The organism is Chloracidobacterium sp. (assembly GCA_016716305.1).
Taxonomy (GTDB): domain Bacteria; phylum Acidobacteriota; class Blastocatellia; order Pyrinomonadales; family Pyrinomonadaceae; genus OLB17.
In genome coordinates, this window is sequence record JADJWP010000002.1 from 1,679,369 (window position 1) to 1,697,821 (window position 18,453).

Here is an 18,453-nt window from a genome sequence, read left to right on the forward strand (position 1 = left end):
CTTAGGATTTGCAGACGGCATTTCGGCGAATTTCGGCGGAATCTTATTGATCAGGACCGCCACAGGGTTGAGGTCCGAAGCACATGCCTCAAGCCCCAGCCGCTGGGCCTCAAGCGGCAACGCCCCGCCGCCCGCAAACGGATCGTGAAATGCCGGTCGCTTGTTTCGGTCAAAAAGCTCCTTCGCCCGCGGATGGTCGGCATTATCCGCACACGTCCGCCGCCAGCTCTGCCATATCTCCGCACGTGCCTTATCAAGCACCGTCTCATTCGTAGTGTTCTCCCAAAGAACAAGCTCCTCGATGATCTTGAACAACCTATCCCGTTCCTGCTCCGCAATAATGTCGTCCAGCGTCGGCTCCGGCCCGGGGTCAGGTGACTCGATCCCCGGTTCGTCCGCCTTCCTTTTTACTTCAGTTGCAGTAACCCAAACAGCATGACGATCCCTGAGAACACGCTCCGCTTTTTTGCGCAGCTTGTCATCCATCTTCAGCGTATCGACATACTCCGAAGGATCATCCACCATCTGCGAAAAAATAACCGCCCTCGCCGCCGCCAACGGTCGCCGAGCCCACCACAAATGCAGAGTGCTAGGATGCCCATGCCGAATCGACTTCTCCCGAGCCGACGCCTTCTTTATAGCGTCAAGCGGCAATGCTACTTCGATAAGTTTCTTTCTTAATTTCATTATTGTTCCCGCAATGCCTCGAGCCGACGACGGTCGATCCCGTATTCAACGCGTTCCAGGTCCCGCCAAGAAAGCACGAAATCCGGCCGGTCTAGATCTGCCCTCAGAACCTCGGCCGCTCGCTCATCCATTAGCTTCAATAGATCACTGCCCCAAAGCCGTGTCAGCAACCGATATTGCGTCTCCATCCGCTCCTGATAGTGCAGCGCCAATCCGAGGTAACCAAGGAAATCGGGAAAGCGGCAGGTGGCCGCGATGCTGGCAATATTAGCAGATGCACAGATCAGATAAAGCGGCTCGCGATGGAAGAAAGCCCTCCGATCGCGCAGACTTTCGGTAAGCCGCGGATCGGAACTGCGGATCACATCCGGCGGAACCCACTTTTCGCTTTCCGGGTGGATGCGGCGAGAGATCTGCACCAGTCCCATGCGGAAATCCTCATGGCCGCAGGTCGTGCAAACGAGATTCCAGCACCATTCTTTCTCACTGGCAACCTTACACAACGCCTCAAATGCATTTTCGGGCATAGCTTCTGAAGTCCTCGCGAAACTAAAGGGTCGTAACGATCAAAGGATGCTCTTTGGTCGAAGCCAAAGCTGTTTCCCTTAATTCCGCATCGTCACGAAAGTACCACGAACCGTTCGGGTGCTGAAGGCTCAAACGGCGGCTCACATTGCCCTGCGGTGTCGGCCGGGGGTTCATCAAGATCCGACGCGGACTCGACTCTCCTTCCACCCGGGCCCACCCCACCAGCGGCTCAATGCCCCGGTACGGTTCCTGGTCCGGCTTGTGCAACCGAAACGAATATTTGATTCCGTTGACTTCTAAGACCATTTCCCCAATGCTTCGCGTTCAAATATGAAAACCCACCGCTCCCATCGGCTCACAGCACATCCACGGCCTCAAGATCGCTCATCTCGGTCAACCCAGTTACGCTCTTTATCTCTTCCCATATACGCTTCTGCCTCCAGTCAAGAAATGCTTCATAGTCATTGGACCACAAGGGCGAGTCATCTCCGACGGGAAGGATGTGTGATTCAAGGACGGCATCGAACGGGAAGCCGACCGTTGCCTTGATCTCGCTCATGTAATCTGACGGCGGCCGATTGCTGATCTTGCGATTTGTCGAGGCGTCGATGAGAGTGCGGTTAAGGACACAATCTCGAACTCGGGGAACGTCAATGCCCTTTTGCTTCAAAAGATAGTCTGACGGAAAAACATGATGGTCGTCGATACCCTCTTCGTTCATCAACCTCGAGGTGATGACAGATTGTTTGTGAAAATCACGCGTGCCTGAGCAAAGGATCAGGCAGATCGTAGCACTATAGATCGCCCGCTGTCTCGGGGTCACGTCTCGAAGTGCAGCCGGGTCGAAGCGCACCGATTGAACGCTATCCGGTGGTTCTCCGCCCCCGAACCACGTTAGCATTTCGCCTGTATCCTTTACGGCTTGTGTATTCGCACCACTCTCATATGCCTGTCCGAAAGAAGCACACCAGAACCACTGCTTTATCTTCTCGCGTCGAACTCCTTCGTCAGGTGGGTTCTCAGCTTTCCCCGATTTACCCAAGAGTGCTGCAAGCGTCAAGAGCATTGGTTGGTAAGGCAACCATCGCGGAAGAAGTACTCTGCAGTCGTCACGTAAGATCTCGAGGCCGGCGACCAAACCGCGTACAACTTTCGGCCACCAATCGTTTATGTTATCTGCTGTAAGCTCGAGGACCTCGCTTCGCTTGCAGCCAGGCGTTGGACGACTGCAGATCGCGATCGCCTGAAGCAGGTAGTAGGGATCAACATTGTATTCGAGGATGATAGGATGGTCGGCAACTGCAGTTTCCCAAAGTTCACGCAGTTTGACGCCCTTGGGCCAAAAACGGGCAGTGAGCAGCTCGAAAACGCTCAGTTTGACTCCAGTTCGGTTCAATGTTTCAAAGATCGTGCAAAGGGCCTCAGCTGAAGTCGACTCTGCGAGAGTGACCACAGGAAACTTGTAATCGTCAATCGTCTGGATCCAACGCTCTTCGACCTCACACAATTCATCTTCCAGTTTAATCCGTTCAGCGTCCTTCAGTTTTCGAGCAACCGCTCGGCACCACTTGCTGAATCCGCCAGACCCGTTGCGAAGAACGCTAAGGGGCACGACCAGCTCCGCGGCCTGTACATCCTCATTGTCAAAGGCCTTTACCTTTTTCGTTGTCGTTCGCAGATGAAAAATGCCCTCTTCGAAGTCAGCCCCATCCAATAACTTCTTCAGGTTGAGAAAATAGCGATGCTCGCCAACCCCAAAGAACGCTTGATATAACGAAGTAAGTCTTTGTTGCCCGTCGAGAACCAAAAACGTGTGCTTATGGCCTGAAATGTCCGGTGCCCCCTGAAATGCTCGTGGGGCAAAAAACTCACTCTTCGTATCCCGAACGCGAAGGAGTGTACCCGCTGGGAAGTTATTTGCTATCGAGATGATCAACTCCTGCGTCATCCAAGGATCCCAAACGAAGTCTCGCTGAAAATCCGGAAGGACCATGTTTCTGGAGTGAATGTCATTGAGCAGTTCCTTTAGCTCGCGTGGGTTTGTATCCTCAAAAATGCTCACGTTGGTTCTCCTGCCTGAGCAAGTAGCTCAGCAAAGCTGTAATTCACACTCGTAACACCAAAATCGGGTTCCTTTTTGAATGGGCGGCGAACGTAGTGGACCGCGTGAGCGTCCTCGCCCTGAAACTCCACGATGGCCAAGATGAAGTCATCAGGTTTGTTGAGCGAATAAAGGATCTCGTTCTTGGTCACAGTGATTGTTTCCGCTCCAGATATACGCCCCTTAACCTCGATGAACCGCAGCTTTCCGGTACCGGGGACGCGACTTTCAATATCGTAGCCTAGCTTTTCCAACTCGCGATCGACCGGGTCAAAACCTAGCTCCCTTTCGACCCGCATTATGATCTCGCGAGCCTTCGCAGCCGAGATCTGGGTGTCCACCGGCGTACCAATTGTCGGCAGTGGGCTGCCGGTCATTGCGGCAATCAACCCGGCCGGTACGACCAACATACCACCGAGGACAACTGGCGGTTGCGGAGAGATCTGGCGTTCAAGTGCCAAATCCGCGAGCCTCTTTTGCAATGGTCCCTGAAGAACATCTGCACGTTTTCGGGCTTCCGACGAATTTAAGCGTGCATTGACTTTGCCGGCCTGTTCGTCGAGTTTTAACTGCTCAGCCCGATGGTCCCAGTAGGATATTTCCTTGGTTAGCCGATCTTTTACCGCCGACTCCGTTTTGTCTATCAAAGCGATCTTCGGTCCTTTAACCTCGGCAAGCTGCTCTGGGATAACCCTTGCTATTGCATGCCGTTGCGCGGTCTGCTCAAGGGAACTATTGATCCACCCGCATTCTTCTCGATGTAGGATAGCTTCAACCGTGGGCTCCCCATCCGCAAGCGGACGGAAGTCTAGGTACGGAGCATAGTTTAGGTGCCGAGTGTTGCCGTCCTTGTCGATCTCGACATAAAGGATCTTTTTCGAGATCACCCGCCTCTCGCCAGTCCGTGTCTTTGTGGCATCGACCACCGCGTTCTCCAAAAAAAAGACAACACGCGGCGATGTGCCCATGTCCCGTTCATCAACCAGGCTCGCCCCGAGCCGAAGCAGGTCGCGGTTGCGTTCGATCGTTATATCGAGCGTTGCATCTAGCAGCGGATTCCCGGGACAAACGAATGCTGCCGGGGCCTTACCCTGCAAAGCGATCAATGACTTTTCAAATACTATCCGCTCGTAGCGCGGCTGAACCGGCTCGCCGATGCCGATCTGCCGATCGCGTTGACGGACCAATGAGGGTACGTGTGTGACTTCATATCGACGAGCTTCTCGCTGTTGGGCATTGCCGCCGAGCTGCTTAAATGCCTCAAGAAAGAACGATTCGACATAATGCGGCTGAAGGCGACGGGCCTCGGCTCGTTCCATTTCCTCACGGATATGGTTCACGCGGGTCGCGTCCATCGCATCGCGTGCTAGTGCCCGATCCTCAAGGAGATTGCGAATTTGATCGGGATCGAAAGTCGATTCGATAGCCCGGGATAACCGGGCTCGCACTTCCGGGCGTTCGCCGTAACGAATCGCCTGGATAAGCAGATCCCGAAGGGGCTGTCCTTCAAACTGCAGCTTGCCAAGGACATCAAAAACCTGCCCCCCCAGCGACTGACGCGCTTGTTCGAGCTTTTCAAGCAAACGCCTGTAAACATCGCCTTCGCGGGTCTCTTCCGCAACCAGGTTCCAGAGATGGCAGACCTCTGTCTGGCCAATTCGATGGATGCGTCCAAAACGCTGTTCCAATCGGTTCGGGTTCCACGGCAGGTCATAGTTGACCATGAGATGGGCACGCTGGAGGTTTATACCTTCACCAGCGGCGTCGGTCGCGAGCAAAACCTGCACTTCTGGGTCGTGCCGAAACGCTTCCTGAGCATTCAGTCGGTCCTGTCGTCCCATGCTTCCGTGGATCGTAACGAGTGATTCTCGGCGACCCAACAGGGAAATGATCTTGTTCTCAAGATAGTTTAAGGTGTCTCTGTGCTCGGTGAAGATCACGAGTTTCTGGCGAGCAGAACCGTTTATGCTCTTGGCCGGGTCGGGTAACTCAGAATCGGGAACGCCCTTTGGGGTCGAGAAAATTACGTGTAAGAGGTTCGCAAGTTCGCTCCACTTTTTATCTTCCCCGGAATGGCGAACCGCATCCGCCAGAGATTGAAGATGTCTAAGTGTTTCGATCTCGGCTTTCAGTTCGACGATCGTACCAGCGGCAGTTGCCTGATCGAGTATCTGTTCTTCGGTTATCTCAGCTTCGGCATCCGGGGCTTCTTCGTAGTCCTGAAAGTCTTCGAGATCGAGCGTTGTTTCAAACGGCGGAACTACAATTGAGGCTACATTGCCTCCTCTTTGAATCAGTTCCATTTCCCTCAGTTTCCCCTCAAGACGCTCCCGCCGCCGCCGAAGAGATTGGTAGATGGCCTCGGGCGACGACGCAAGCCTTCGCTGCAAGATCGTTAGGGCAAATCCCACCGTACCTGCTCGTTTGTCATTTTTAAGGGCTTCCGCTCTGTTAAATTCTTCGCGCACATAGTCAGTAACTGCTTTATAGAGTTGTGCTTCGGCGGAAGAAAGCCGATAGGGCACGGTGTACGCGATGCGTTCAGGAAAGAGCGGCGTAGAGTCGAACTTCAAAAGTTCCTCTTTGACCATCCGACGCATCATGTCAGAAACATCTGCAGCGTGAACCCCGTCTCGGAATCTTCCTTCAAATCGATCACCATCAAGAAGGGCCATGAACAGCTGAAAATCTTCTTCCTTGCCGTTGTGGGGGGTGGCAGTCATCAAAAGAAAATGACGGGTCAATGATGAAAGCATCTGTGCGAGGCGGTACCGTTTTGTGAACTTCACTTCCCCGCCAAAAAACGTGGCCGACAACTTATGTGCCTCGTCGCAAATAACCAGATCCCAGCCACAATCCGGGGCTCGCAGTTTCTCCTGAACGTCCTCGTTCCTGGCAAGCTTGTCCAAACGGGCGATCGCGAGATCTGTTTCGAGAAACCAGTTCCCCGTTCGAGCTGATTCAAGTTTGTCGTTGGTGAGAATCTCAAACGGAAGGTTGAATCTGCGGTAGAGCTCGTCCTGCCACTGTTCTGCAAGACTTCCGGGACAAACTACCAGGCAACGGTGCAGATCCCCGCGGGCAATCAGCTCCTTTATCAGCAACCCGGCCATGATCGTTTTGCCAGCTCCTGGATCATCCGCAAGAAGAAATCTCAGTGGCAATCGCGGTAGCATCGACTCATAAACGGCCGTTATCTGATGGGGTAAAGGATCGACAAGCGATGTGTGCACCGCAAGCACAGGGTCGAAAAGATGGGCTAAACGAATGCGGAGAGCCTCCGAAACCAAACGGAACGACGAGCCAGAACCATCGAAACTCCATGGGCGCCCCTCCGTCGCTACCTCAAGCCGCGGCTCATCATCGCGATACAGCAAAGTGTTGTCAACTTTTCCGTCTGGAGTCTTAAATGTAAGTTCGAGGGCCTCGGAGCCGAACCATTGAACGCTAACTACCGTAGCCGAACAGTTCGGTATTAGCCCTCTTACAGTTGCATCAGGCGTCAGATCCTCTAGTTTAAGCATAGTGGTGAGCGATAGAACGTTTCTGTTCCGGCGTTTAATGCGGCGAGTCACCGCGGAATTTCAAGTTGCATCATTCTAATACAGGAAACCGTCAAAATGAACTTAAATGCCCAAAACCATCCACGCCTAAGGGATCGCAAACCTGAAGAAAGAATCGGGTAAATCGAAGGCCGCGTCGCCTGTCAAAGGTTAGAAGTCCTGGATATTCTAATTCGCACACCAACATAGCTTTACAGCGCACGCCTAGCCACGAACTCCATAAACCTGATCTCTTCGCGTGGGATCAAGCGATCCTAAACGGATTCGCTACCTACTTTCCTCAATTCTGGCCTTCGTTCATTTTACAAGGGACGTCACAGCTTGACAGCTTTTGCGTTTCGATTTAGGATTCTGATCAGCATTAGGAGATGCCCTTTCGGGGGCACGGCAACCGGGTCAGAGACACCACGGTGCTTTGGGATGAGGAGTCCCGATGTGCAGTTAGCGAACTGAAACTAAAGTCTCTGGATCAACTTACCCGTTTTCAAAAGGCCGCTGCTATTGCCAGCGGTCTTTTTTAGTTGGCACTCCTGATGTGAATTCTATTGAAAGAGGAAACACATTATGAGCTATAGATACACGTTCACATCCGAATCGGTTTCAGAGGGACATCCTGATAAGGTCTGTGACCTCATCGCTGACTCTATCCTAGACGAATACATCGCCCAGGATCCCAATTCGCGGATTGCCTGCGAGGTCTTGTGCAAAGAAAGTTCGGTGATCGTGGCCGGTGAGATAACTTCGGAGGGTAACGTCGATCACGAGACCGTCATTCGCGACACCATTCGCAAGATCGGCTACACCGACCCGGCTCAGCCGTTTAACGCGGACACCGTTACGATCACTGAGTTGATCACCATGCAGTCGGAAGAAATTTCCAATGGTGTAGATGAGGGTAGCGGGATCTACACGGAACAAGGAGCTGGCGATCAGGGAATCATGTTCGGTTATGCTTCAGGTGAAACTCCGGAATTGATGCCGCTTCCGATCCTCCTGGCTCACCGGCTAGCAAAAGGCCTGACCGACGATCGCAAGGCTCAACGGGTATCCGGTCTTCGCCCTGACGCCAAGACACAGGTATCGGTCATCTACAAAGACAACCGTCCCATCGGAGTGTCGGACGTTCTAATCTCGACCCAGCACGCTATTGAACTAAATCGTGATGAGATAAGAAGCTACGTGGTTGAAGACCTCGCACCGAGAATACTAGGCGAGTGGATGACGCCGGCGATCCGTTTTGAGATCAATCCGACGGGCAGCTTCGTCCTGGGCGGCCCGAGCGCTGATTGCGGAGTCACCGGCCGGAAGATCATCGTCGATACCTACGGCGGGATGGGCCGGCACGGCGGGGGTGCATTTTCCGGCAAGGATCCGTCGAAGGTAGATCGCAGCGGTGCGTATTTCTGCCGTTATGTCGCCAAGCAGATCGTAGCCAACGGCATTGCTGAACGCTCGGAGGTCCAGGTCTCATATGCGATCGGGGTTGCACAACCGGTCTCAGTTAAGGTGGACACTTTTGGGACCGGTGACGAGAACAGTGCCGAGAAATTTGTTCGAGGGTTCGATTTCCGCCCTGCTGCGATCATCGAACTCCTCGATCTCCGGAAGCCAATTTTTAGCGGAACCACGAACTACGGTCATTTCGGCCGGTCCGGGTTTTCCTGGGAACAATAAGTCTTATGAAGGCATGCTCGTCGCAGGTCTTGCTATTGTGCTGAGCGAATTTATTTGGAGTGATGAGATATGCAGACCCGACATGAGTTAGAAGAAGCCTATCAGGCGACAGATTATGTGGTCGAGGACGGAAACGTAAATATTGTAATTCGGCTCGACAGAAAGAACAGAGAACTCGATCAACTGCTTGCCGAGCTCGCAATTAACAGTTGGGCCTTCATAACAGCGTTCAACCCGCGGTCGGCACAGTTCACGGAAAGAGAGAATGCTGCACGGCATTCTGAATTACTGGCCGCAACAAAGGCCGGCAATTATGAGTTTTTGAACGGATATGGGCGCGGCTCTATCGGCGACTGGCCGCCAGAGAAAAGTCTTTTCATTTTCAATATCGACCGCGAAGCGGCTATTGAGATCGGCAAACGATTCGGTCAAAACGCCATTGTTGTCGGTCAGGTCGGAGGTGTTCCGGAGCTCGTCTGGTGCAACTGAATCGGCTACATAGAATCTTGGGCTGTGAAATGAAATTGATCGACCAATGGCGAGGACATACGTTCCATGTGCCGGTCGAGTGTTTCCTGAAATCTCAGGAGAGTGAAATAGGAGGCTGAAATGGAAGAGTATAACGGAAGACAAACTATTGACTGGCTTTACGAGGAACAACTCCACGTAGATGATGCCTGGGCTGTTCGCACCTCGAATGGTTTCAAGTGGTGGCCCTACAAAACGGCTCAAACTGTCGAGGTTATTGGCAAGGAGATCGGACCTGACGGGCAACATGGTTTCCTTATCTCAGTCCGAACGGATTTTCTGCGCGGCGTCACTCTGGATGAAGAAATTCTTCGGTATCTCGGTTCGATCTTAATGCCGATTTCTGCAATGTGTGGGCCAGTTTATGATGAAGCCTCCGGCACGTTAAGCCTATGCTCGCTGGTCCGCGTTCATAAAGAGATCTCAGGTTGGATGAACCCGTTGATTAGCCTTGCGGCGGCCACCCAAATTTCTGAGGCGTTTCATTACGCCCGCATTGTCACCGATGAGCTCGACGTCAAAGAAGCGATCAGCGAACATCCTTCGAGCGGTTTACGGCCCGAACCGGACGAAATAGCCGGTGTCTTTGAATCGCTAATAGCTCCACTCGGTGGACTGCCGTGCCGATGGAGTCATTTAGAATTCGCCGACGTGGCTGCTAGTTGTGGTCGAGGGTTGCCCTCGTTAATTCTTAAACAGGGCGGCGCGGGGGTTAACTTAGATTTCCCGTTCGGGGATCAGTCGTCGCCTTGCCGACTCAGCGGCAATTTTCCCCATCCCGTTTACGGGAATGGGCTCTTTATGCTTCAAAGCTTTCCGACGCCCGAGATGTCGGAAATGGCAGGCATACGATTGGCTCTGGAGCTAAATCGAAGAGAGTTAACCCGAAAACCGACCGGATACGGTTTTGGCAGTTACGCATATCGTGACAATTCAATGCACTTTGCCGGTTTCTTTCCAAACTTAATTTACAGCTCAAGTTTGCTTCCAAATCTCGTTTATTCTTGTGCGGAACGGTCGAGGGTAATGTCGCTTACTCTCGATAGCGAGAACTCGTTCGAGACCTACCTCATGAAGATGGGGCCGCGGGAAAACCTTGTTACCCCTCGCAGTTATGACGAACCTACCTGACATGCCAAGACGGAAAGAAAATAGATAGTTGAGTTAGGCACAAAGGGGCACATCACTGATGGAGATCGAAGCCCACCGCCAATATGTGCGGGTACGCGTCACTGAGAGGCTCGTTTGCACCAGCCAACTTAGACAAATCGCCGACGATCAAACCTTGAACGGATGCGGAAAGTTCTATTCGATAGTATCCGGCCACTGATTCGACCGTGCTTCATTGGCCGCGTTTATTCGTGCTGCAGCATCAAGTATCACTTCCACATTGTCGATGGATGTGTAGTGTTTTTGTGTCGTTTCGATCCGGGCATGTCCTGCCAGTTCGGCCGCTATCCCGATCGAGAGACCGTCAGCCTGAAGCCGGGTAACAAATGTTCGTCTCAGGTCATGGAACGTCAGCCCTTCGATTTCTGCGACTCTAAGGGCCGTCCGCCACGATCGTTTGAAATCATTGAACGGAAACACCTTTCCTTCCGTAGCGAAGTTCGGCAAACTGCCAAGCTCTCTCCGCGTCCGCTCCGATAACGTGGTCAACCTGGTCTTCTGCGTTTTGGTATGCGTGCCCAACACGCGGACAACGCCTCGATCAAAGTCGATGTCCTGCCAATCGAGCTTCAGAATTTCCCCGCGTCGCAGGCCCGAGTCTAACCCCAGCAGTATAAGGGCTTTCAAATGCTGGTTGAAGCCTTCGACGTTGGCGCTTATCGTCTTTCCCTTGCGTTTGTAAATGATCTCCCGGTCTCCGTCACAAGATGCGAGCAAACGGCCTTCTTCGCTCGCCGTCAGCGTTCGGGTCCTTGCCGTTTCTGCGTCCGCGTCTATCGCCTTCGATCCTAACGTTATGTCACGACTGATCCATCCTTCCGCGTGTGCAAACTTGACCATGTGTTTGAAGATCGCAAGGTCTCGGTTCACGGTCGAGAGCCTGACCGGATTCCTTTCCGAAGGCTTGAGTTGACCTTTTGCTCCTCGCCGATCGCCTTGCTTCAATCTCCATGATTTGTAGCCATCAAGGTCGCTGCGTGTTAGGGAAGCAAGTTTGCGCCTTCCGAAATACCCGACAAGCGAATCGATCGACGAGTAGGTCTGCTTGTACGACTTGATTCCCGCGACTTTTCTTCCGTCAACGATCTCCGCGGGACGGTAGAAGGTTCTCTTTGAATACTCGGCAAGGTCCCTGAAGGTCATCTTGTCGCCGACAGCGCTTTGGCCGTGCGTCTTTTTGATATCGGACTCCAGGCTCTGTCTGGCATCTACGGCATCGTTCCTCGTTGCAAACTGATACGTTTTTCGCTTCGTGGCCCCATGTTGGTCGGTGAACGTAAATCGCAGCGTCCAGGGTCGCTGATACGGTTTCGCCGTCTTAGAGCTTTTCTTACCGCGCCGAAAAATTGAATGTCTGATCTCCATACGCACCCTCGATCAAATAGTAGGACTCATTTTAGGACTCAATCTGAGTCCTAATTATGCCACAACATGATAAAGGGTGCGAAACGCTGCAAAGGAATAATCGCCACTAAAGCCAATGTTTATAGGGGCTTGGGCGTTCATTTTCACGTTTTCACGGGGTAATACCACATCTAGCCCATTCCATTCGTAATCGAAAGGTCGTCGGTTCAAATCCGACGGGTGGCTCCAGTAAACAAGGGCGTTTCAGTAATACCGCTGAAGCGTCTTTTCTATTGCCCAACACGATCCCTGCTGAAGCACGATCAAAACTGATTGAAGCATCGTCGATAGTTGTACCCAAAGCCATCGCGGCGAGGCCATCGGCCGCGAGGACCGATCGGCATTCGGCTTTAATACGGAAGGTCCTTCAATATTGCCTCGAACCTCGGATCGCCGCGAACGAGGTCAAAGGCGGGCAAGTATCTGATGCCTCCGAGAGTCGTGTCACCTGCGGAATGCGCCTTTTCAAGCCAGACGAGTGTCTGCTCTTTGTCGGCAATGGTCGCCGCCCTTACGGCGACGAACAAAGCTGAGACTCCAGCACCATCCGCGTTCGATTTTTCGAACCAGACCCGATTTGCGGCCTCAACGCCCTGCTCCACTCTGACCGCCCGAAGTTGAGCAGCAAGTTCGGGCCCGCCGTCGATCTCAAGCGCGCGCATATTTGCGGCAAATGCCAGATCCTTGTTTCCGGCCGCCTCGTGGGCTGCGGCCAGGAACCAGAACGCATGCGAGAAATCGGGGTTTTCCCGCGTCGTCTTCTCGAGCTGTTCGATCGCATCAGCGTATCGGCGGGCGCAAAGATACGTGAGGCCGATGTTGCTCTGAGCGATGCTCGAAAGCGGATTAAGCTCGGTCGCTCTTTGGTTCTTTTCGAGCGACTCTTCAAACCTGCCGAGCCGCATCAGAAAATATGCATACCGAACGTGGGCGTCGGCGTTGTTCGGATCTATCTCGATCGCTTTCAGAAGGCTTTGCTCGGCCGCGGCCCAGTCACGATCGACCAGAAATTGGATCAACGACGTCGATGTATATGCATTCGAAAGTTCTGGATTCAGCTGAAGCGCTCGGTTAACCGCCCGGCGCGCCTCTGGGATCACTTCGTCCTTCGCAGCACCGAAATTGAACTTCAGTACGTTGATGTCCGCGATGCCCGCATGGGCCTCGGCAAAATTCGGATCAAGTGCAGCGGCCTGTTGGTAAAGTTCGAGGCTGCGGTTAAAGCCGGCGACGGAATTCTGGCTCTGGTAAAAACGGCCGCGAAGATACATTTCGTAGGCTTCGACATTCTCGGTTCCGCGATGCGCCAGCTTTTCGGTATCGGCCTTATTGAGTTGGAATTCGAGCGTCCTGGCAATATCAGATGAGAGCGCGTCCTGCAACGCAAATATTCCTGCTTCGGGTTCCTCGAACCGTTCTGACCATATTTGTTCGCCGCTCTCGATCTTTATAAGCCTTGCGTTGACACGCATCCGTCCCTCTGCCCGCTGTATCGTACCCTCGAGCACGGCGTCGACGCCCAATCGTCGACCGATATCGATCGGATCGTTCCCTTCACCAAACGACGTCACCGAATTGATCGGCCTTATGATTATGCGACGCGTGTTGCCGAGTTTTGTGATCAGAGCATCTGCAAGTCCGAGCCCTATCGCTTTTCCATCCTCATCGCCGTTAAGCGACCGGAGCGGCAGCACGGCAATGGTTCTGACCGCCGGCGGCGGCATTTCACGGGTCAGGTACCAGACCGACCCGATCGAAAGCAGGACGACCGCAATGAGCGCACCGGCCCATCGCCGCAGCGGGCCGGCTTTGCCGGGGGACAGCATCCCTATGCCGGGAGCAGCATCCTCATCGGTCTCGACCGCAAGCTTTACGCGCTTTACGACGCGCTTTTCCAATAGCACCTCGCTGTCGTCATCCGTCGCGACACGGCGAAGATCGGCCTTGAAACGGTAACCGTGCTTGGGGATCGTTTCGATCAATTCGGTTCCGTTAGCTTTCAATATCTTTCGCAGCCTGGAGATCTGCTTGGCGAGATTTCCCTCCTCGACAAATGCATCGGGCCATAGCGCCGAGATCATTTCCTCTTTCGAAAGAGCGCGACCGTTGTGCTCGACCAGAAGCATCAGCGTCTCGAACTCTTTCGCCGGTAAACGTATCGGCTCGCCGTCAACGAACAAGACCCTTTCGTCAGGGTCAAGGACGAAGCTGCCGAATTCATAATTAAACCGTTTGTTTTCAGTATTTTCCATTAAGTCATAAAAACGTCAGGAAATTACGAACAAAACGACAGTATTTTTCCGAGCGAATCGAACAAACATGCCGGTGACCACGCTTCACGAACCGACGCAGGACAAGATCGGGTTCAGCAATTTTAGTCCTAACAATCGCAGGGAGCAAGAATTTTAATGAAACAGCGAGCCGAGATCACTTTTGAGATCGAAGAGACGATAGTTCACCGCGAAGGCTCACAGATCGCACGAGCATACTGTTTCGGGTGTGCGCAAGAGGTGCTCGTCGCGCCATCGCGAGTGGCTTCGCTGATCTCCGGCCTCAGCGAACGCGAGATCTTTCGTCGTTTAGAGGCGGGCGCGCTTCATTTTTTCGAGAACGAAGTGCTGATGATCTGTCTGAATGACCTTTTGGCAAGCGGTCAGGACGCGATCGTGAATATCGAATCTGATCTGCCTGCAATGTCCGGTGATCGAAACAGGTGAGACAGCGCATCAGGAGATACGGGTCAATTTTGGGAAAGGAGACAATCGCTATGAGATCGACGATCATTCTTATAATTTCAGTGACCATCTTTGTCGGTACAGCCTCGGCGCAAACGACCGAGTTCGCGTTTCAGGGAAGTTTGAAGGACGGCGCCGCTGCCGCAAACGCAAACTATGATTTTGAATTCGCTCTCTTCGATTCGCTGTCCGGTGGCGTTCAGATCGGTCCGACGATCGCTAGGAATGCGGTCGCGGTTACGAACGGTTCGTTCTCGGTCAAGCTCGATTTCGGAAGCCAGTTTGACGGATCGGCGCGATTTCTGGAGATCAGGGTCAGGCTCAGCGGGCAATCCGGCATCACAACGCTAAGTCCTCGACAGCAGATATCGAGCGCGCCGTATGCTCAGCGAAGCCTCATTGCCGCAACCGCCGATACCGCAGCGAACGCGACAAATGCAGCAAACGCGGCAAATGCCGCTACCGCTTCGAATGCGCAGCAGCTCGGAGGCGTCGCGGCCGATCAGTACGTTCTGACAACCGACCCGCGAATGTCCGACGCGCGGCCGCCTGCGGCGGGAAGCTCGAACTACATTCAGAACTCGACGACGCAACTGCCGGGGAGCTTTAACCTGATCGGTTCCGGTTCGGTGACATCGAGCCTGAGCGCCAACCGATTCGATATTGGCCCAAATCGAATGATGTCGATATTCGACACCAACCTGTTCGTCGGCCGCGATTCGGGACGCGAGGCGCTTGCCGGCCTCGGCAATTCGTTCTTTGGATATTTCACCGGACCGGCGATAGACACCGGTATCGATAATTCGCTTTTTGGCTTTCAGGCAGGCAACTCGATCACTGCCGGAAACCGCAATGCTCTCTTTGGCACTCGCTCTGGCAGGCTGAGCCAAGGCAATGAGAACGCGTTCTTCGGAGCAAACACCGGCGTTGGCGATCTGGGCAGCAACCAAACTACTCTGCTCGGATTTTCGGCCAATGTCGGATCGGCCGGATTGACCAACGCTACGGCGATCGGGGCGAGGGCTTTGGTTCAAACCGATAATTCACTCGTGCTCGGCAGTATCAACGGCATAAACGGTGCGACAGCCGGCACCAATGTCGGTATCGGAACGGCATCGCCGACACAGCGGCTTCACGTAGTGGGCAGCGGACTCATCACTGGCGACCTTACCGTTAATGGAACGATAAATGGTTCGGTTGCGAATGCGACGAACGCTGCTACGGCGACCAACGCCCTCAACCTCGGCGGCGTCGCCGCAAATCAGTTTGTTCAAACGAGCGACGCGCGGCTTTCCGATTCTCGAACCCCTCTTCCCGGCAGTGCGAACTATATACAAAACTCTTCTTCGCAGCAGGCCTCGTCCAATTTCAACATCAGTGGAAACGGAACGATCGGGAACAGTCTTACTGTTGCCAACTCGCTGAGTGTCGGTGGAAGTGTTTCGGTAAGCGCGGCTCTTTCAGTAACGGGTGCCCTGAACGCCAACGGCTCGAACCTCACGAACCTCAATGCTTCGAACATAACATCGGGGTCTCTCGCAATAGCCCGCGGCGGAACGGGATTATCGTCTGTAGGGACGTCCGGCAGTTTTTTGAGAAGCAACGGAACAAGCTGGACGAGTTCGGCGCTTCTCGCCTCCGACGTTCCTGCCGGTAGTGGAAACTATATCCACAATTCGGCCGTCCAGCAGGCAGCCTCAAACTTCAATATCGGCGGCAACGGGATCGTCGGTACACGGCTCGGCGTAGGGACCAGCTCTCCGACATTTAAGGCGGAGATCATTGACCCATCAAACACCGGCCTGCGAGTTCAGACAAATGCTGTCGGCGGGACCGTTGCGTCATTCGGCGGTAATGGTACATTTGCCGTTGATAGCCCGGGCCAGTTTGGCGGCCGACTTACGATACTCGAAAACGGCAATGTCGGGATCGGCTCGGTGACGCCGCTGAGCAAACTGCATATTACCGGCTTCGGCGGAATTCGCGCTCAGGTGAATTCAGATATAAACGCCGGCCTCTTACTCAGTTTGAACAATCAGCTGAAGTGGTCGGTCGCAGCGGTCGATCCTGGCCAGTTTCAGATCTACAACGAAAATCTTGCGCAAAACGCCTTTTGGATAAACAGCAGCGACAATAACGTCGGCATCGGCTCGACCTCGCCGCAGGCCCGACTCGACGTAAACGGCGGCGTATTTGGCCTCCGCGTTCAAACGCTGAATTTCGGCGGTTACGTTGCAAAATTTGGCGACCTTGGCGAATTTTTGGTCGATTCGAATGGTGTAAGCGGAGGACGGCTTCGAATTTCTGAAAGTGGCGGAGTATTCATCAACAACCCGCCGCCTCCCGGAACAACGATCACCAACACCTCACAGCGCCTGACCGTAAATGGGGTCATCAGGACCGGGCTGGGCGGCATAGGTGCGATCCCGATCTGCTTGAATCCGGGCCAGGAGATAGCGGTTTGCGTTTCTAGTTTACGATTCAAAGAAAACGTGCTAGGCTTCAAGCCCGGGCTTGACCTGATCAACAAACTGCGGCCTGTTTCCTTCACCTGGAAGGACAGTCGGGTAAGAGACGTTGGTTTCATCGCTGAGGAAGTTGCAGAGGCTGAACCGTTGCTTGCGACGTACGAGGCCGACGGAACTGTCCAGGGAGTAAAATACGACCGCGTCGCCGTGGCCGCGGTCAATGCGATACAGGAACAACAGACCCAGATCGAAGCCCTTTCGAAACAGGTCGATGAACAAAAAGAAAAGAATCGCCGATTGCAGACACAGATCGATCAGTTAAGGAAGCTGATATGTAAGGCCGGTCCGACCGCGGAGGTCTGTAAGGAGGACAAATGAAACTCGAAGATTTGAAGGTTCACGCCGCAAGACAATTGCCGACCCGTCCGACCATTTGCCGATCGATCGTGTTGTTGGCTATCTGTATTTCGGCACTATCCTCATCGGTCGCGGCTCAATCGGGCGGAACATTCGTGATCGAACGCTCAGTCATCGCGGGCGGCGGCGGCCGAGCCAGCGGCGGAACTTTCACTATCGATGGTACGATCGGCCAAGCTGTCGCGGGAACAAAATCGACCGGTGCGGCATTCAGTATCGAGAGCGGATTCTGGGCAGCACCGTTCGCGTCACGTCGATCGCCCTTCGACTTCGACGGTGATGGGAAGACGGATGTCGGTATCTTTCGTCCGGGGCCGGCAGAGTGGTGGTATCGGAGAAGCTCTGACGGACAGGTGCCTGCACTTCAGTTCGGCACCTCGACCGACGCGATCGCACCGGTCGATTACACCGGCGACGGAAAGTCGGATGTGGCGTTCTTCCGTCCGACTACGGGCGAGTGGTTCATTTTAAGATCTGAGGACGGCTCGTTCTATTCGTTCCCGTTCGGCGGAGCGGGCGACACACCCGTCCCGGCCGACTACGACGGCGACGGCAAGGGCGATGTGGCGGTCTTCCGTTCGACCAACAACACATGGTACATCCAGCGTTCGTCCGACCTCGGGGTCTCGATCATCACCTTCGGAGCCTCGGGCGACCTTCCGGTGACGGCCGACTACGACGGCGACGGCAAATCGGACATCGGCATCTTTCGTCCGGGCCCGGGCGAATGGTGGTATCTGCGGTCGTCTGACGGCGGCAACCGTGCTTTCCAGTTCGGGACATCGACCGACAAGACGGTCGTCGGCGACTACACCGGCGACGGCAAGGCAGACGCTGCGTTCTTCAGGCCGACGACCGGTGAATGGTTCATCCTGAGATCGGAAGACGGCTCGTTCTACTCGTTCCCGTTTGGCGGAGCAGGCGACACGCCGGTTCCCGGCGACTACGACGGCGACGGAAAGACGGACGCTGCGGTCTTCAGGCCATCATCGGCGACGTGGTTCATGCTCGGCTCGACCTCGGGCACGCAGATCATCCCGTTCGGTGCCGCCACCGACCGCCCGATCCCGAATGCGTTCGTCAGATAGATTCATCTGTTGACCCGATCGGAATTCCGCGGGCCTCAAGCAGATCGACCAGATAGACTCGCCGCTGTTTCATCTCTTGTGAACGGCGGC

At 54.1% G+C, this 18,453-nt stretch carries 12 protein-coding genes, 2 pseudogenes and 1 riboswitch; of the genes and pseudogenes, 6 read left to right on the forward strand and 8 right to left on the reverse strand.

The genetic code is table 11. The annotated features are described in order from the left end of the window. Nucleotides 1-24: 24 nt before the first annotated feature. The 6 genes and pseudogenes from IPM28_09525 to IPM28_09550 all read right to left on the reverse strand — a co-directional run bounded on the left by IPM28_09525 (nucleotide 25) and on the right by IPM28_09550 (nucleotide 6,840). Nucleotides 25-333: pseudogene (locus tag IPM28_09525) on the reverse strand (DNA adenine methylase). A 174-nt stretch (nucleotides 334-507) separates the two neighbouring features. Further along, nucleotides 508-687: pseudogene (locus IPM28_09530) on the reverse strand (DUF1156 domain-containing protein). Continuing rightward, nucleotides 687-1,214, reverse strand: a complete 528-nt coding sequence (locus IPM28_09535) for a hypothetical protein (GenBank protein MBK9173229.1) — start codon at nucleotides 1,212-1,214, stop codon at nucleotides 687-689. Before IPM28_09535 ends, IPM28_09530 begins: the two are co-directional and overlap by 1 nt. Before the next feature lie 22 nt (nucleotides 1,215-1,236). Next, nucleotides 1,237-1,422 (reverse strand): hypothetical protein, encoded by a 186-nt coding sequence (locus IPM28_09540; protein ID MBK9173230.1) that lies wholly within the window; start codon nucleotides 1,420-1,422, stop codon nucleotides 1,237-1,239. A 148-nt stretch (nucleotides 1,423-1,570) separates the two neighbouring features. Continuing rightward, entirely contained in the window at nucleotides 1,571-3,277 is a 1,707-nt protein-coding gene (locus IPM28_09545) for a DUF262 domain-containing protein (GenBank protein ID MBK9173231.1), read from the reverse strand. Beyond that, nucleotides 3,274-6,840: a DUF3883 domain-containing protein gene (locus IPM28_09550; GenBank protein ID MBK9173232.1), complete on the reverse strand. Its 3,567-nt coding sequence runs from the start codon at nucleotides 6,838-6,840 to the stop codon at nucleotides 3,274-3,276. Before IPM28_09550 ends, IPM28_09545 begins: the two co-directional genes overlap by 4 nt. A gap of 392 nt (nucleotides 6,841-7,232) precedes the next feature. Further along, nucleotides 7,233-7,348, forward strand: a riboswitch (SAM riboswitch). Between the two features lie 92 nt (nucleotides 7,349-7,440). Between IPM28_09550 and IPM28_09555 the strand changes: the two genes are divergently transcribed. The 3 genes from IPM28_09555 to IPM28_09565 all read left to right on the forward strand — a co-directional run bounded on the left by IPM28_09555 (nucleotide 7,441) and on the right by IPM28_09565 (nucleotide 10,212). Then, complete coding sequence (locus tag IPM28_09555; protein MBK9173233.1) at nucleotides 7,441-8,553, forward strand: methionine adenosyltransferase; 1,113 nt, start codon at nucleotides 7,441-7,443, stop codon at nucleotides 8,551-8,553. Between the two features lie 69 nt (nucleotides 8,554-8,622). Then, nucleotides 8,623-9,042 (forward strand): DUF3293 domain-containing protein, encoded by a 420-nt coding sequence (locus IPM28_09560; GenBank protein MBK9173234.1) that lies wholly within the window; start codon nucleotides 8,623-8,625, stop codon nucleotides 9,040-9,042. 120 nt (nucleotides 9,043-9,162) lie between these two features. Next, nucleotides 9,163-10,212 carry a hypothetical protein gene (locus IPM28_09565; protein MBK9173235.1) on the forward strand — a complete coding sequence of 350 codons (1,050 nt, stop codon included), beginning with the start codon at nucleotides 9,163-9,165 and terminating at the stop codon, nucleotides 10,210-10,212. A 174-nt stretch (nucleotides 10,213-10,386) separates the two neighbouring features. Here IPM28_09565 and IPM28_09570 read toward each other — a convergent pair whose 3' ends face one another. Next, a complete protein-coding gene (locus IPM28_09570; GenBank protein ID MBK9173236.1) occupies nucleotides 10,387-11,616 on the reverse strand; it encodes a site-specific integrase in 1,230 nt (409 codons plus the stop codon). Between the two features lie 389 nt (nucleotides 11,617-12,005). Further along, the gene (locus IPM28_09575) at nucleotides 12,006-13,907 is read right to left on the reverse strand and encodes a winged helix-turn-helix domain-containing protein (protein ID MBK9173237.1); all 1,902 of its coding nucleotides are present in this window, start codon (nucleotides 13,905-13,907) and stop codon (nucleotides 12,006-12,008) included. A 156-nt stretch (nucleotides 13,908-14,063) separates the two neighbouring features. Here IPM28_09575 and IPM28_09580 point away from each other — a divergent pair, with 156 nt between their 5' ends. The 3 genes from IPM28_09580 to IPM28_09590 are packed head-to-tail and all read left to right on the forward strand — an operon-like array spanning nucleotide 14,064 to nucleotide 18,363. Then, entirely contained in the window at nucleotides 14,064-14,372 is a 309-nt protein-coding gene (locus tag IPM28_09580; protein ID MBK9173238.1) for a hypothetical protein, read from the forward strand. A gap of 50 nt (nucleotides 14,373-14,422) precedes the next feature. Further along, nucleotides 14,423-17,236 (forward strand): tail fiber domain-containing protein, encoded by a 2,814-nt coding sequence (locus IPM28_09585; GenBank protein MBK9173239.1) that lies wholly within the window; start codon nucleotides 14,423-14,425, stop codon nucleotides 17,234-17,236. Continuing rightward, on the forward strand, nucleotides 17,233-18,363 hold the full coding sequence (locus tag IPM28_09590; protein ID MBK9173240.1) for a VCBS repeat-containing protein: 1,131 nt from the start codon (nucleotides 17,233-17,235) through the stop codon (nucleotides 18,361-18,363). Before IPM28_09585 ends, IPM28_09590 begins: the two co-directional genes overlap by 4 nt. Nucleotides 18,364-18,453: the final 90 nt, after the last annotated feature.